15 protein-coding genes are annotated in these 12,711 nt (G+C 43.4%); 12 read left to right on the forward strand and 3 right to left on the reverse strand.

What is annotated here, in order from left to right; translation table 11 throughout:
- Window positions 1–148 precede the first annotated feature (148 nt).
- Window positions 149–277, reverse strand: a complete 129-nt coding sequence (locus IKB69_RS00350) for a hypothetical protein (RefSeq protein WP_290944958.1) — start codon at window positions 275–277, stop codon at window positions 149–151.
- Between the two features lie 231 nt (window positions 278–508).
- Between IKB69_RS00350 and IKB69_RS00355 the strand changes: the two genes are divergently transcribed.
- The 3 genes from IKB69_RS00355 to IKB69_RS00365 are packed head-to-tail and all read left to right on the forward strand — an operon-like array spanning window position 509 to window position 2,761.
- Window positions 509–1,396: a DUF5718 family protein gene (locus tag IKB69_RS00355; RefSeq protein WP_290944959.1), complete on the forward strand. Its 888-nt coding sequence runs from the start codon at window positions 509–511 to the stop codon at window positions 1,394–1,396.
- On the forward strand, window positions 1,389–2,084 hold the full coding sequence (locus IKB69_RS00360) for an amino acid ABC transporter permease (protein ID WP_290945095.1): 696 nt from the start codon (window positions 1,389–1,391) through the stop codon (window positions 2,082–2,084). The genes IKB69_RS00355 and IKB69_RS00360 overlap by 8 nt, the downstream gene beginning before the upstream one ends.
- 20 nt (window positions 2,085–2,104) lie before the next feature.
- Window positions 2,105–2,761 carry an amino acid ABC transporter permease gene (locus IKB69_RS00365; protein ID WP_290944961.1) on the forward strand — a complete coding sequence of 219 codons (657 nt, stop codon included), beginning with the start codon at window positions 2,105–2,107 and terminating at the stop codon, window positions 2,759–2,761.
- A gap of 52 nt (window positions 2,762–2,813) precedes the next feature.
- Here the strand turns inward: IKB69_RS00365 and IKB69_RS00370 are convergent, their stop codons facing one another.
- Window positions 2,814–2,978, reverse strand: coding sequence for a transcriptional regulator (locus IKB69_RS00370; protein WP_290945097.1), 165 nt, complete (start codon window positions 2,976–2,978; stop codon window positions 2,814–2,816).
- A 273-nt stretch (window positions 2,979–3,251) separates the two neighbouring features.
- Here IKB69_RS00370 and rfbF point away from each other — a divergent pair, with 273 nt between their 5' ends.
- From rfbF to IKB69_RS00385, 3 genes are read left to right on the forward strand one after another with little or no spacing between them, the layout of a single operon-like run.
- Window positions 3,252–4,073: a glucose-1-phosphate cytidylyltransferase gene (gene rfbF, locus IKB69_RS00375; RefSeq protein ID WP_290944963.1), complete on the forward strand. Its 822-nt coding sequence runs from the start codon at window positions 3,252–3,254 to the stop codon at window positions 4,071–4,073.
- A gap of 1 nt (window position 4,074) precedes the next feature.
- A complete protein-coding gene (locus tag IKB69_RS00380; protein WP_290944965.1) occupies window positions 4,075–5,097 on the forward strand; it encodes a radical SAM protein in 1,023 nt (340 codons plus the stop codon).
- 31 nt (window positions 5,098–5,128) lie between these two features.
- Complete coding sequence (locus IKB69_RS00385; protein ID WP_290944967.1) at window positions 5,129–6,349, forward strand: glycosyltransferase family 8 protein; 1,221 nt, start codon at window positions 5,129–5,131, stop codon at window positions 6,347–6,349.
- Here the strand turns inward: IKB69_RS00385 and lysA are convergent.
- On the reverse strand, window positions 6,332–7,861 hold the full coding sequence (lysA, locus tag IKB69_RS00390) for a diaminopimelate decarboxylase (RefSeq protein ID WP_290944969.1): 1,530 nt from the start codon (window positions 7,859–7,861) through the stop codon (window positions 6,332–6,334). The two genes, IKB69_RS00385 and lysA, sit on opposite strands and share 18 nt — an antisense overlap.
- A 129-nt stretch (window positions 7,862–7,990) precedes the next feature.
- Between lysA and IKB69_RS00395 the strand changes: the two genes are divergently transcribed.
- The 6 genes from IKB69_RS00395 to IKB69_RS00420 are packed head-to-tail and all read left to right on the forward strand — an operon-like array spanning window position 7,991 to window position 12,708.
- On the forward strand, window positions 7,991–8,398 hold the full coding sequence (locus IKB69_RS00395; RefSeq protein ID WP_290944970.1) for a hypothetical protein: 408 nt from the start codon (window positions 7,991–7,993) through the stop codon (window positions 8,396–8,398).
- Window positions 8,399–8,411: 13 nt separating this feature from the next.
- A complete protein-coding gene (locus IKB69_RS00400; protein WP_290944972.1) occupies window positions 8,412–9,089 on the forward strand; it encodes a sulfite exporter TauE/SafE family protein in 678 nt (225 codons plus the stop codon).
- A 14-nt stretch (window positions 9,090–9,103) separates the two neighbouring features.
- Window positions 9,104–9,643 carry an HAD family hydrolase gene (locus IKB69_RS00405; RefSeq protein WP_290944973.1) on the forward strand — a complete coding sequence of 180 codons (540 nt, stop codon included), beginning with the start codon at window positions 9,104–9,106 and terminating at the stop codon, window positions 9,641–9,643.
- A gap of 9 nt (window positions 9,644–9,652) precedes the next feature.
- Window positions 9,653–10,744: an ADP-glyceromanno-heptose 6-epimerase gene (gene rfaD, locus IKB69_RS00410; protein WP_290944975.1), complete on the forward strand. Its 1,092-nt coding sequence runs from the start codon at window positions 9,653–9,655 to the stop codon at window positions 10,742–10,744.
- Entirely contained in the window at window positions 10,716–12,140 is a 1,425-nt protein-coding gene (rfaE1, locus tag IKB69_RS00415) for a D-glycero-beta-D-manno-heptose-7-phosphate kinase (RefSeq protein ID WP_290944977.1), read from the forward strand. Before rfaD ends, rfaE1 begins: the two co-directional genes overlap by 29 nt.
- 10 nt (window positions 12,141–12,150) lie before the next feature.
- Window positions 12,151–12,708 carry a D-sedoheptulose 7-phosphate isomerase gene (locus IKB69_RS00420; protein WP_290944979.1) on the forward strand — a complete coding sequence of 186 codons (558 nt, stop codon included), beginning with the start codon at window positions 12,151–12,153 and terminating at the stop codon, window positions 12,706–12,708.
- The last annotated feature ends 3 nt before the right edge of the window (window positions 12,709–12,711 follow it).

A 12,711-nucleotide genomic window follows, 5' to 3' on the forward strand; every position in this document is an offset into this window, starting at 1 on the left:
CATATTAGCACAAGTGCTGGGATCAAGAACAGCTCTTTCCCAAAGAACAAAAGACACAAAAAGCTCACAAGCATCCCCATAAAAGGCACTCTACATCGCCTAGTATTTTTGCACACATATCCGCCTAAAATCGCCCCACCCACACAACCTAGAACCCAAAGCTATGATGCAAAAACGCCACCGCGCACATAAGTACATAGCCTACAAAAATTGGGAGCGTATATGGCAGAGCTGTGCGCAAACTTAGAGCAAACATACCACGCCTCCTAGAATCCATACAACAATCCTTACAAACATTGTAACATTGAGCCCGCAAGCATAGCAGACTCTAGCAAGCCTACTAGATTCTAGCCTAGAATCTATCTCGCACCCTTTGGCTTACTCCTAGCAAGGTGCAAACGCTGCAAATGCGTAGATTTGGACTTTTGTGAGAGAAATTTTATAAAAATTAGTAGCGTTTTGTGCAAAGTTGGCTAGAATCGCGTTTATTTTATCCGCAAGGACACTTATGCAAGCAGATAAACAGGCAATCATTAGCTTTGGACTCGCGGGGAATTTCGCTAACCACCTAGAGCAAGCAGGAGAAGCAAAGGATTTTGCCAACATCGTATGCGATGATGCAAATGCACCTAAGGGGGTTTTTCCATTTTATGTGCCTAACTCTGCTACATTAGGGCGCGACTGTTTTAATGATAAAGCCATAATCTTGCCACAAGATTCTACTAAGCGCATACAAGCAGAACCAGAAGTCGCCCTAGAGTGCGAGATCATCTATGAAGATATAGATTCTAGCGTGCAAAGGCTAGTTAAAGCCGTTGTGCCAAAGTTTTTTATGGCGTGTAATGATGCTTCTGTACGCAACGACTGCTATGCCACAAAAATCTCACAAAAGAAAAATTTCTCCCTTGGCTCCAAAGGGCTTGGCACAAAAATCTCTATCGATACTTTCACAAAATCTGGGATTTGCCAACGCTACTCAATCGCCTCTTTTATCTCACATAAAGGCACAGAGTTTGTGCCCTATGGCGAATGTAGCGCACTGCACTCTTATAGCTACTTTTATAGCAAACTTACTGAGTGGATCGCTTGCAAGCTTAATACACAAAAGGACTTTGGTGTCCTAGAAGATCTCCCCCAGATTCTCGTGCAAGCAGGCTACCCTCGCCAAGCACTCATCTCTATTGGTGCTACTCGCTATATGCCACGCTATGAGCAATATTTCTTGCAAGTAGGCGATGAGCTTGCCATTGTCGTGTTTGACCACACACGCTTTAGTGCCACGCAAGTAAGGGAGCTTGTAGAATCTATCGCTAAAACACGCAGAGATGGTGCGCCACAAAGCTGCGTAGATGGAATCTCTGCGCTCTATCAAATCGTGCAAGCACACAATGCTTGATTTTGCATTTATTTGGCAGCATATTGGGCTGTTTAAAAGCGGACTACTTCTTACAATCACCATCTCGCTTTGTGGCATTACACTAGCGATTGTTGTAGGACTTTTGTGTGCGTGTGTGCTTATAGAGTGTGAGCGCGAACTAGCTAATAGTAGCAAGCTTAAGCGCGCGCTTTTACAAGCTACGCGCTTAAGTATCACAAGCTATGTCGAAATAGCGCGCAACACACCCCTACTTATTCATCTCTTCTTTCTCTATTTTGCTTTGCCAAAGGTTGGGATTACGCTCTCTGCCTTTGCTTGTGCGACTACTGCACTGGCATTTCTTGGCGGGGGGTATATGTGCGAGAGTCTCCGCGCTGGACTTGGGAGCATTAGCAAGACTCAAGTAGAATCCGCGCTTAGCATAGGGCTATCGCGACTAAGCGTGCTACGCTTTGTTGTGCTACCTCAAGGACTTGGAATCGCCCTGCCCGGGATCACAGCAAATGTGATCTTTCTCATCAAGGAAACTTCTGTTGTAGGGATTTTGGCATTAGGAGATATTTTATACATTAGTAAAGATATTATTGACTTATATGGGAAAACTTATGAGGCTCTCACTATGCTACTTTTAATGTATGTCGTGTTGCTTTTGCCCATTTCTTTAGCAGCAAGCGCGCTAGAATCCCACCTAAACAAGCAATTATAAGAAGCACAAAGGAAGTTGTAATGGAAGTACTCTATAATATCCATAATCTCACTAGACTCTTGCAAGGAATTGGCATTAGCTTCTCTATCGCATTTACTGCAATTGCTTGCTCCATCGTCATTGGCACGATTGTGGGACTTATGATGGTGTCTAGCTCTAGGATTTTACGCATAGCCTGCAAGCTCTACCTAGAATCTGTGCGACTTATCCCTATCCTAGCTTTGCTCTATGTGTGCTACTTTGGCTTGCCCCAGCTCTTGCATATAAGTCTATCAAATGTCGCAGTAGCAGTGCTTGTCTTTAGCTTTTGGGGAGGTGCTGAGATGGCAGATCTAGTAAGAGGGGCGTTACAGAGTGTCGATAAGCACCAAAAAGAAGCCGCCCTATCTCTTGGGCTCTCCACTCTTAGTGTGCAGCTCTTTATCATCTTACCCATTGCTAATAAGCGACTCTTACCCGGGCTTATTAATCTTTTTACAAGGCTGATTAAGACCACTTCGCTGTTACTTTTCATCGGTATTGCTGATATGCTACAAGTAGGACGCCAGATCATAGAAGCAAATCGCTCTATCCCTACAGCGGCATTTGTAATATATAGCGCGCTACTTGTGGGGTATTTTGCGATGTGCTTTCCACTAAGTCGCCTAGCCAAATCCCTAGAAGCACGCGCGAAGTAGATTCTAGCTAGAATCTAGCCAAGTAGATTGCATTAAGCCCTAGCTAATGCCACTAAGTAAAGCGCGCTTCTATCTCCAAAAGCTCTACATAGTTTCTTTTGCTACACTCTAGCAACTCGTCAAATTTAAAGCCCAACATAACGATACGATAAAGATTTGGCTTATGCTTTTTCCAATTGTAGAGCGTTTTAGTATCAATACCCAAAATCCCAGCCATATCGCGCTGGGAGAGCTGCTTACCGCTTTTTTGTTTGGGTACTTTAGAGGCTTGGCTAGATTCTAGCTTAGGTGTGGAGCTTGACATAAGCGACCTTGCTATTTGGAGTTTTTGCAAGCATATAAACTCTTAGCATAAAAATAAACAAAGTAATATTTTCTTTAAATTCTATTTTTATAAGTAATAATTACTTAATTATTAAGTATGATTAAAACTTTTTACCCCTATAATCTCGCAAAAGTTTTACTTAAAGCACAAGATGAAAGGTGTAGCGTGAAAGTTCTAATTTTAGCCGGTGGGCTTGGAACAAGGCTTGCCGAAGAGACAAGCTTCAAGCCAAAGCCTATGGTAGAGATCGGTGGCTACCCCATTTTATGGCACATTATGAAGCTCTATGGATTCTATGGATTTAATGACTTCATCATCTTAACGGGCTACAAATCCCACATTATTAAAGAATACTTCACAAACTACACTATGCGCTATAGCAATGTAACTATTGATCTCTCCACAAACTCCTTACAAATCCACAGCAACAAAGTCGAGCCTTGGACGATCACCATACTCTACACTGGGCAAGAAAATATGACAGGCAGTAGGATCTATCAAGCAAAAAACTATGTAAGCAATGAAAGATTTGCCCTAACTTACGGCGATGGACTAGGCGATATTGACCTGCACGCACTGCTAGATTTCCATAAGGCACACAAAGGCGCGCTAACGATGACTTCCGTACTGCCCGAAGGGCGATTTGGCGCACTAAACTTTGATGAGAGTGGAGAGCGAGTTGACTCATTTTGTGAAAAGCCTAAAGGCGATCTAGCCACGCTGGATTCTAGCGCGCAAGGTGGGTGGATCAATGCTGGGTTTTTTATCTGTGAGCCTAGCGTGTTTGAGTATCTTTCAAGCGATATGGGCTGCGTCTTTGAGCAAGAGCCATTACGCAATCTATGCGCTTCTAAAAATCTCTATGCCTATAAACATTATGGATTCTGGCAGTGTATGGATACTTTGCGCGATAGAAATAAACTCATAGAGCTATGGAGCAGTGGCAATGCACCTTGGGCACTATGGCAGCAAAGCACAAAGGACTAGTATGGAACTACAACGCAATGCAAGCGAGCTTACAGGGATTCTAGGGGCACACAAGATTGAGAGCCTACAAGCCATCAATAACCCTATACTTTGGCGCAACTACCGAGACACTTACGCTAAAGCACAACAGCTAGAGATAATCACCCCCTACCCCTTGCAAATCGACTTTGAGCTAAATGCTACTTGTAATCTCGCCTGCCCTATGTGCCCACTATCAATGGAGAACAATACAGAAAAATCCCATATTAACTTCCCTTATGAGCTCTTTTGCAAAATCATCGATGATGGCGTACCTAAGGGACTAAAGGCAATCAAGCTAAACTACCTAAACGAACCACTTTTGCGCAAGGATTTAGAACGCTTTATCATCTATGCCAAGAAAGCTGGAGTGCTTGATGTGTATTTCTCTAGCAATGGACTTTTGCTTAATCAAAACCGCATATACTCCTTAATCGACTCTGGACTAGATCGCTTACAAATTTCTATTGATGCAATCTCTAAAGAAGTCTATGACATTATCCGTCCAGGCGGAGACTATAAGCGCGTGGTAGAAAATGTCCTAACTCTTCTAGCCTACAAAAAAGAGCGAAACTCCCTAACCCCGCTTGTGCGTGTGAATTTTGTACGCACACAAAGGAATGAATTTCAACTACAAGATTTCCTAGAATTTTGGCAAGACAAGGTGGATATGATTGGCGTGCAAGAGATGGTACTACCCACCAAAAAGAAAGAGTCTATACTCTCCAAAACCACAGCAAAAAAGCAAAGTTTCTCTTGCTCTTTCCCCTACAAGCAGCTTGTCATCACTGCCGAAGGCAATGTGCTTCCTTGCTGCACATTTTGGGGAGAGCAGCTCGTGCTTGGCAACATACTAGAATCTTACAGGCAAAATGGATGCGTGGATATAGAGAGCTTCTGGCTAGGGGAGAAAATGCAAGAGCTACGCACACTGCATAAAAAAGGGGAATTTACTAAAAGTGTGATTTGTAAGCAATGTGTAACTGGAGCGATTGATGAGAGTTAAGCTAGATTGTGCTTTACTCAAAGGCTTTGCTATGAAAAAGCCCAAATACCAAGCCAGAAACGATAAAAATTTGTGCCTTAAGCATTTAAACAGCTCACAGACAGAAGCAATTTGGGGGGATTTTACTGATTGTCAAGCACAAAGCACAAAAAATACACTCGATCGCGCTAGCTTTCACATATTCTTTAATTCTTCCACCCCCTATCTCAAATACCTATCTGTGCTTTTACACAGCATTGTAATGCATACAGATTCTAGCCATAGTGCGCCCTATGTATTCCATATCCTACTGGATTCTAGGGGTTTTGATTTAGAGAGTCAAGCAGAGCTAGCTAAGCTACCTGCCCTACAATCACTGCTAAATAGCATACATCCTTGCACGATTAGCACACATGATTGCGCCACACTTTTAGATACGATCACCGCTCCAATCAACGCCACACGCGTGATTTATAGCAGACTATTTCTAGCACGATTTGTACCTACAAGCGTGCAAAAAGCTCTCTATTTGGATATTGATATGCTAGCCCTTAGCGATGTGAGAGAGGTTTTTTCAAGCAATATGCAAGACTCAATTATAGCGGTGACAAGAGATGTGGTTTCTAGTCAGCCCCCCTTAAGCGCGCGCGATACCACAGGTGCGCCCTATCACTTTAGCCCAAAGCATATCTACTTCAACTCCGGAATGATGCTCATAAATCTCCCCAAATGGCGACAAGAGCTAATCGAGCAGCGATGCGTAGAATTTCTTAACACCTATCATGCGCTATGCTTCGACCAAGATGCGCTAAATGCCATAGTAGGCAAGAATGCCTACTATCTCGATATATGCTGGAATCTCCAAACGCAGTTTTATAATCAATATCGATTCTATGATACCTACAAACCCTTTCACGCAAACCCTATGGCACAAAGCTTTGCTACAAGGAAGATTATCCACTATGTTTGTGAGCCAAAGCCATGGAGCTCTCCCTATCTCGCGCTAGATTCTACGCATTTGCCGATGTTTGGCTATGAACGCGCGATCTGGTGGGATCTAGCACGGCGCACAAAACCCTTTGCCAAGCAGCTTATAGAGCTAGAATCTAGCTTTACAAGCCGCGCACTAGAAGACTACGCAAATGCCCTAAGTAAAGACCTGCAAGCAATGCAACTACGCATTGATAAAATCATAGCCCTACTCAAAAACCCATTGGGCTTTGCCTACCGCGCTTGCAAAGCAAAGGTGGTAGGACTATTTACTAGAATCTAGCAAGGCTAGCTCATCAGCCACACTTGCTTCAAAGCTCTCTCTAGGTTTAATCAGTCTCGCTCCATCTGCATAAATCCCCACTTCTGCTGGGCGCATTCTAGCATTATAAGTGCTAGCCATAGAGTATCCATACGCCCCAGCATTTTCAAAGCCCAGTAATGCGCCATTGTGCAAAGGAGGCAGTGGGATATTTTTGCAAAAGGTATCGCTGCTCTCACACACAGGTCCCACAATGTCAGCTTTTGATATTGGCTGCTCGCTGGTGGATTCGGCTTTGCTTGGTTTTCGCGTTGGTTTTGCGCGATAAATCGTGGATTCTGCGGTGGGAGCTTGCTCATTATCGCCTAGATAAATCCCTTCGCTACCGCCTTCAAAACCCTGATTTCTCATCGCAAATCCTGTCTCCTGCGAGTTGGCTACACTTTGGGTATTTTTGCTAAAAACCCCAGAATCCACAAAATCGCCACTATGACTACCCAAAGCCAAATCCCCATCATAGCCCAACACAATGGGTTGATGATATGCGCCATACAACGCCGGTCTCATCAAATCATTCATACCCGCATCAACAATAACAAACCGCTTAGATTCTGTGAGCTTTTGGCTAATCACGCGCGTAAGTAGTAGCCCACTATCACCTACAATCCTTCTACCCGGCTCGCAAATAATAGTCAAATCACAGCCACTAAGTGTAGCTAAAATGCCCTGCGCATAGTCATAGAGATCAATAGGCTTCTCATCTTCATAACATATCCCAAGCCCCCCACCAATGTCAAAAAAGCGCAGATTGATCCCAAGAGCTAGCAGAGCGCGCGCTAAATCAGCAATTTTACGCGCAGCTTGGGTGAGTGGATCTAGGTCTATAAGCTGGCTACCTATGTGGAAGTGGATACCAATAGGCTCTAAAAATGCGGATTTATGCGCATAGAGGTACATTTGTTTCGCACTATCCATATCCACGCCAAATTTATTTTCATACAAACCTGTGGAGATATAGGGGTGGGTCTTTGGGTCGATGTTTGGATTGACACGGATAGAAATGCGCGCCTTTTGCACTAGGGCTTTTCTAGATTCTAGCTTTTGTGCTAGATCCCTAGTGATAGTCTCTACACGCCGCAGCTCTTCAAAAGACTCTACATTGATAAACAAAATCCCGAGCTCTAGTGCTTGTCTGATCTCATCATCTCTTTTCCCCACACCAGAAAATATAATTTTATACGCTGGGATTCCAGCTAGAAGCGCGCGCCTAACCTCGCCGATGGAGACACAATCCGCCCCACTACCAAGTTCAGCTAAAAGGCGCAAAATGCTAAGATTGGAGTTTGCTTTCAGGGCGTAGCATATAAGTGATTTTCGACCACTAAAGGCTTGCTTAAATGCTGTGAAATTACGCGCGATTTTTGGCATATCATAGACATAAAGTGGCGTGCCATAAGTACTTGCTAGCTGGGCGAGAAGCTCGCGCCTAGAATCTACTAAACAATCGGGGGTCAAAGAATGCGTGCTTGCCATATCACTATCCTTACAAATCTATACTATTGCTCTATGATGTGCTAATACCTACTATTACGGACAAAAAATAAGAAAAATAAGCTAAAATTCTACCAAAATTATGAAAAATTGGGTGTTTAAGGTATAGCAATGGAAGAGTTGCTCTTTTATCTAAGTTTATTTATCTTTGTGATTTTAGCCTGTGTAATTGTAGTAGCGCGCTTTAGTAAGCCAGCCCCTATAAAAAACTCTAGCAATGAGTATGAGATCATCAACTTTGAGACAATTCTCCTGCCACTTGAGTTTGCTTCTAGCTCTAATGAGCAGCTAACCCAAACTGTCGCAAAGCTTTTTGCACACTACGATGAGCTTGAGATGACAACGACACAAAAGAGATTTTTTCTCTACGGCCTTAGTAAGCACCCAAATGTCCATGCCGACTTAGTGTTACAAGCCCTTGATGATATGAGTGAAAAAAACCCAACCATAGCCAAAGAGCTTGAAGCAAGCGTGAAAAAGGGACTTGATAGGCGTGATCTTGTCAAGAGAATGGTCTAGCTAGATTCTAGTAATGGAGCTAGTAGAATCTACTCTAATCCCTTTAGGCTTAGTGTTTGTAAGCGCACTTTCACTCTCCCTTGGGCATTGTGCTGGAATGTGTGGGGGAATTGTGCTAGCTTATACGCAAGTCAAAAAACCTAGCTGGATGGGACATTTGGCATATAGTCTAGGACGATGGTGTAGTTATGTGTGCATTGGCGTAGCGTTTGCACTGCTTGGGAAGGCATTTGCGTTGCATCATTTGTGGCGCGAGTTTGCAAGCTTGTTTGTAGGGGTGTTGCTAATCGTGTATGCGATATGCTATGGCTTTTTTCCAAAGGTATTGCGCGCTCTAGAGCCAAGAGTGCAAGATTTTAGGTGGCTTAGTAAAAGCTTTGGTATGCTGCTGCAATCACGCTATTTATGGAGCTTTTTTGGCATTGGGGTGTTAAATGGACTCCTGCCCTGCGGGCTGGTGTATTTTTTTGCGCTTTATACGCTCAATGAGCAAATCCTAGGACTTAGTGGCGTGCTTGGGGCTGTGTGTGTGATGAGCGTATTTTGGCTAGGGAGCTTGCCTAGTATGCTAGGGCTAGGTATGCTAAGCAGTGTGCTTAGTTCGTATAAAAAGCAGGGATTTTGGGTGAGCTTTGTAGCTATGGTGCTGCTTGGTTTATGGAATATTTATGCAGGCATTACTACAATGTGATATAAAGGAGTGTAATGAAAAAGGCTGTGTTTTTTGATAGAGATGGTGTGATCAATAAAGACTTAGGCTATGTGCACAAGCAAGAGAACTTCATCTTTAGCGAAGGGATTTTTGATGCGTTGCGCTTTTGCAAGGATAATGGATTCTTGCTCTTTGTCGTTACAAATCAAAGTGGCATAGGTAAGGGGTATTACACGCTAGAGGACTTCCGCGCCATCACTACCTATATGCAAAAAGAGCTAAAAACTAGGCTGGGCTTTGGCTTTGATAGTGTCTATTTTTGTCCGCACACAGAAGAGGAAAATTGCGTGTGTCGCAAGCCAAAGGCTGGTATGATTGAGCAAGCGAAAAAGGATTATGATATAAAGCTTAATGACTGCTTTATCATCGGTGATAAAATTACTGATATGCAAGCAGGACAAACAGGTGGGATCCGCCATAAAATCCTTATAGGCAAGCTACCTAAAGAACGCTTCACTCATATTGATAATCTCCATATAATCCCAAACACCAAGGCGATTTGCGAGAGTATGCAAACAATCCTTTCTATATAGGAGTGTACAATGTTAGATTCTATCCCTAATCCAAAAATTCCAAAGCATCTGCTCCCAAATCTCTCTGGCAAGAGTATTCTAATCACCGGTGGAGCAGGATTTGTTGGTAGTGCGCTTGCAGCCTACTTCCAAGCCCATCATAAAGATACGCGCGTCATCGTGCTAGATAAGTTCCGCGATGGAGAATGCTTCCCAAGTGGGAATCCCACTTCCCTAGGACACTTTAAAAATCTCTTAGGCTTTCAAGGCGATGTGCTAGCTCTTGACATCACTAAAGGCTTAGAGATTTTGCAACAAATCGACTTTGACTATGTATTCCACCAAGCTGCGATTTCTGATACAACTGTAAGCGATCAAAAGCTAATGATTGAGACCAATCACCATGCATTTTTAGAGCTTTTGCATATCGCACTGCAAAAGGGTGCAAAGATGATTTATGCAAGCTCAGCAGGCACTTATGGCAATACAAAAGCTCCAAACACCATAGGCTCTGGCGAGAACCCAGAAAATATCTATGGCTACTCAAAGCTACTTATGGATCATAGCGTGCGTAAAATCCTACAAGACTCGCCTAATACGCCAATTATAGGGCTGCGCTACTTTAATGTCTATGGTAGAAGAGAGTTTTACAAAGGCAAAACAGCTTCGATGATTTTGCAGCTTAGCTTGCAAGCACTAGAATCTAAGTGTGTGAAGCTCTTTGAGTTTGGCGAGCAAATGAGAGATTTTGTCTATATTGATGATGTGGTAGCAGCAAATGTGCTGGCGATGAATGCGCAAAAAGGTGGGATCTATAATGTCGGCTCAGGAGTTAGTCGTAGCTTTAATGACATCATTGCTATTTTGCGCAAGGAGCTAGATGCTCTAAGTATGCGCAAAAAGCTCCAAGCACCCCTAGGAGACTTTAATCTTGAATACATCAAAAACCCCTACACATTTTTCCAAACACATACCCAAGCAGACATTACTCTAAGCACGCAGGATCTAGGCTTTATCCCAGCTTATAGCTTAGAAGATGGAATAGCTGACTATATCGATGGTATTTATGAGTTATATTCACAAAGGATTAAAAATGATACGACTGCACAACAAAACACCTAGAATCCTTGTCATAGGCGACATAATGGTAGATCACTATATCTGGGGATCTTGCAATAGAATTTCACCAGAAGCCCCTGTACAAGTAGTCAATGTCAAAAGTGAAAACAACCGCCTAGGCGGCGCGTGTAATGTAGGCGCGAATCTTAGCGCTCTTGGAGCGAAGGTAAGCTTGTGCGGGATTATTGGCGATGATAGCTTGGGCAAGTGGCTAGCTAGCGATCTAGATCGTTTGGGCATTGATATCTCTTGCATTATCCCAACCAATCGCCCCACCACGCAAAAAAGTAGAATCCTAATTTCCCATCAGCAAGTTTTGCGCGTAGATAGAGAGGATTCTGCCCCTATCACGGCGCAGCTAGAAGATGAGCTCTATGAGCTATTAGAGCATAAGCTCCATAATTTTGATGCAATCATCTTATCTGATTATGCGAAGGGCTTGCTAACCACGAGTCTCACCCAGCGTATTATCACTCTTGCTAGAAGCTTACACAAGCCTGTACTTGTTGATCCAAAGGGAAGTGATTATACAAAATACAAAAACGCTACGCTACTAACACCAAACAAGCTTGAAGCAAGCCTTGCTACACAGACACAAATCACTGATGATACAAGCCTAAAAATCGCTATGGATAAGCTTAAGTCCTTATGCAATCTTGATATTTGTCTTGTTACACTAAGTGAAGATGGCATTGCGATCTTATGTGATGGTCGCTTAGTGAAGTCCCCCACTATTGCCAAAGAAGTCTATGATGTAACAGGCGCAGGAGACACAGTCATAGCAGCCCTAGCCTTTGGTCTTAGCAATGGGCTTGATATTTTCCAAGCAAGCGATTTTGCTAATGCTGCTGCTGCGGTAGTTATTGGCAAAATTGGTAGCGCGACTGCAAGCTTAAGTGAGATTATTAGCTTCTTACATAATGGAGCGTATGCAGATTCTAAGATCATCACACGAAGTGATGTGCAAGCTTTGCTCCCAGCCTTAAGTGAGAAAAAAATCGTTTTCACCAATGGCTGCTTTGATATTCTGCACGCAGGGCATGTATCCTATTTACAAAAAGCAAGAGAGCTTGGGGATTTACTCATCGTGGGGCTAAATAGTGATGAGTCGCTTAGGCGGTTAAAGGGTTCAAGTCGCCCCATTATCACCCAAGATGATCGCGCCGCCGTGCTAGCTGCGCTAGAGTGTGTGGATTTTGTCATAATCTTTGAAGAAGACACACCTTATGAGCTTGTCAAGCTCATAGCTCCTAGCATACTTGTAAAAGGCGCGGACTATAGAGACAAGGAAGTAGTAGGTAGTGAGTTTGCCAAAGAAGTAAAGCTCATAGAATTTGTGCAAGGCAGATCTAGCACAAGTATTATTGAAAAAATCCGATCTAACCACAATCAATCCTAAAGGAGTGTTTATGCAAGCATTTATCCATAATGAAATGACTGAGAGTATCGCTACTTTGCAAGCTACGCTTGCCTTGCATCCACAAATTGAGCAAGTCTCGAAAAAGCTTAGGGCTGTGCTAGATTCTGGTGGAAAGATCATCACTTTTGGCAATGGTGGAAGCGCGGCAGATGCCCAGCATTTTGCTGCAGAGCTTAGTGGACGCTATAAAAAGGAGCGCCAAGCATTAGCAGGGATTTCTATCACTACAGATACTTCTGCACTTACGGCTATTGGCAATGACTATGGGTTTGAATTTGTGTTTTCTCGTCAAGTAGAGGCGATTGCCCGCAAGGGGGATGCGCTCTTTGGCATTAGCACAAGCGGAAACTCTGCAAATGTGCTACGCGCCTTTGAGATTGGACAGAAGCTTGGCTGCTATTGCGTAGGCTTAAGTGGTAAAGGTGGGGGCAAGATGAATGAGTTAAGCCAGAATCTAGTAATTCCGAGTAATAACACACCTAGAATCCAAGAAGCGCATATTCTTGTGATCCACATTATTTGCGGACTGCTTGAAGCAGAGTATTAAACC

Origin of the sequence: Helicobacter sp. (genome assembly GCF_017502485.1) — a bacterium.
Taxonomy (GTDB): domain Bacteria; phylum Campylobacterota; class Campylobacteria; order Campylobacterales; family Helicobacteraceae; genus Helicobacter_B.

What these genes read in the sequence shown, in the direction of transcription:
- IKB69_RS00405 (WP_290944973.1), top strand. Translation starts at nt 9,104, where the DNA reads ATGAAAAAGGCTGTGTTTTTTGATAGAGATGGTGTGATCAATAAAGAC.
- IKB69_RS00365 (WP_290944961.1), top strand. Translation starts at nt 2,105, where the DNA reads ATGGAAGTACTCTATAATATCCATAATCTCACTAGACTCTTGCAAGGA.
- IKB69_RS00400 (WP_290944972.1), top strand. Translation starts at nt 8,412, where the DNA reads ATGGAGCTAGTAGAATCTACTCTAATCCCTTTAGGCTTAGTGTTTGTA.
- IKB69_RS00360 (WP_290945095.1), top strand. Translation starts at nt 1,389, where the DNA reads ATGCTTGATTTTGCATTTATTTGGCAGCATATTGGGCTGTTTAAAAGC.
- IKB69_RS00420 (WP_290944979.1), top strand. Translation starts at nt 12,151, where the DNA reads ATGCAAGCATTTATCCATAATGAAATGACTGAGAGTATCGCTACTTTG.
- IKB69_RS00355 (WP_290944959.1), top strand. Translation starts at nt 509, where the DNA reads ATGCAAGCAGATAAACAGGCAATCATTAGCTTTGGACTCGCGGGGAAT.
- IKB69_RS00395 (WP_290944970.1), top strand. Translation starts at nt 7,991, where the DNA reads ATGGAAGAGTTGCTCTTTTATCTAAGTTTATTTATCTTTGTGATTTTA.
- rfaD (WP_290944975.1), top strand. Translation starts at nt 9,653, where the DNA reads ATGTTAGATTCTATCCCTAATCCAAAAATTCCAAAGCATCTGCTCCCA.
- IKB69_RS00380 (WP_290944965.1), top strand. Translation starts at nt 4,075, where the DNA reads ATGGAACTACAACGCAATGCAAGCGAGCTTACAGGGATTCTAGGGGCA.
- IKB69_RS00350 (WP_290944958.1), bottom strand. Translation starts at nt 277, where the DNA reads ATGGATTCTAGGAGGCGTGGTATGTTTGCTCTAAGTTTGCGCACAGCT.
- rfaE1 (WP_290944977.1), top strand. Translation starts at nt 10,716, where the DNA reads ATGATACGACTGCACAACAAAACACCTAGAATCCTTGTCATAGGCGAC.
- lysA (WP_290944969.1), bottom strand. Translation starts at nt 7,861, where the DNA reads ATGGCAAGCACGCATTCTTTGACCCCCGATTGTTTAGTAGATTCTAGG.
- IKB69_RS00385 (WP_290944967.1), top strand. Translation starts at nt 5,129, where the DNA reads ATGAAAAAGCCCAAATACCAAGCCAGAAACGATAAAAATTTGTGCCTT.
- IKB69_RS00370 (WP_290945097.1), bottom strand. Translation starts at nt 2,978, where the DNA reads ATGGCTGGGATTTTGGGTATTGATACTAAAACGCTCTACAATTGGAAA.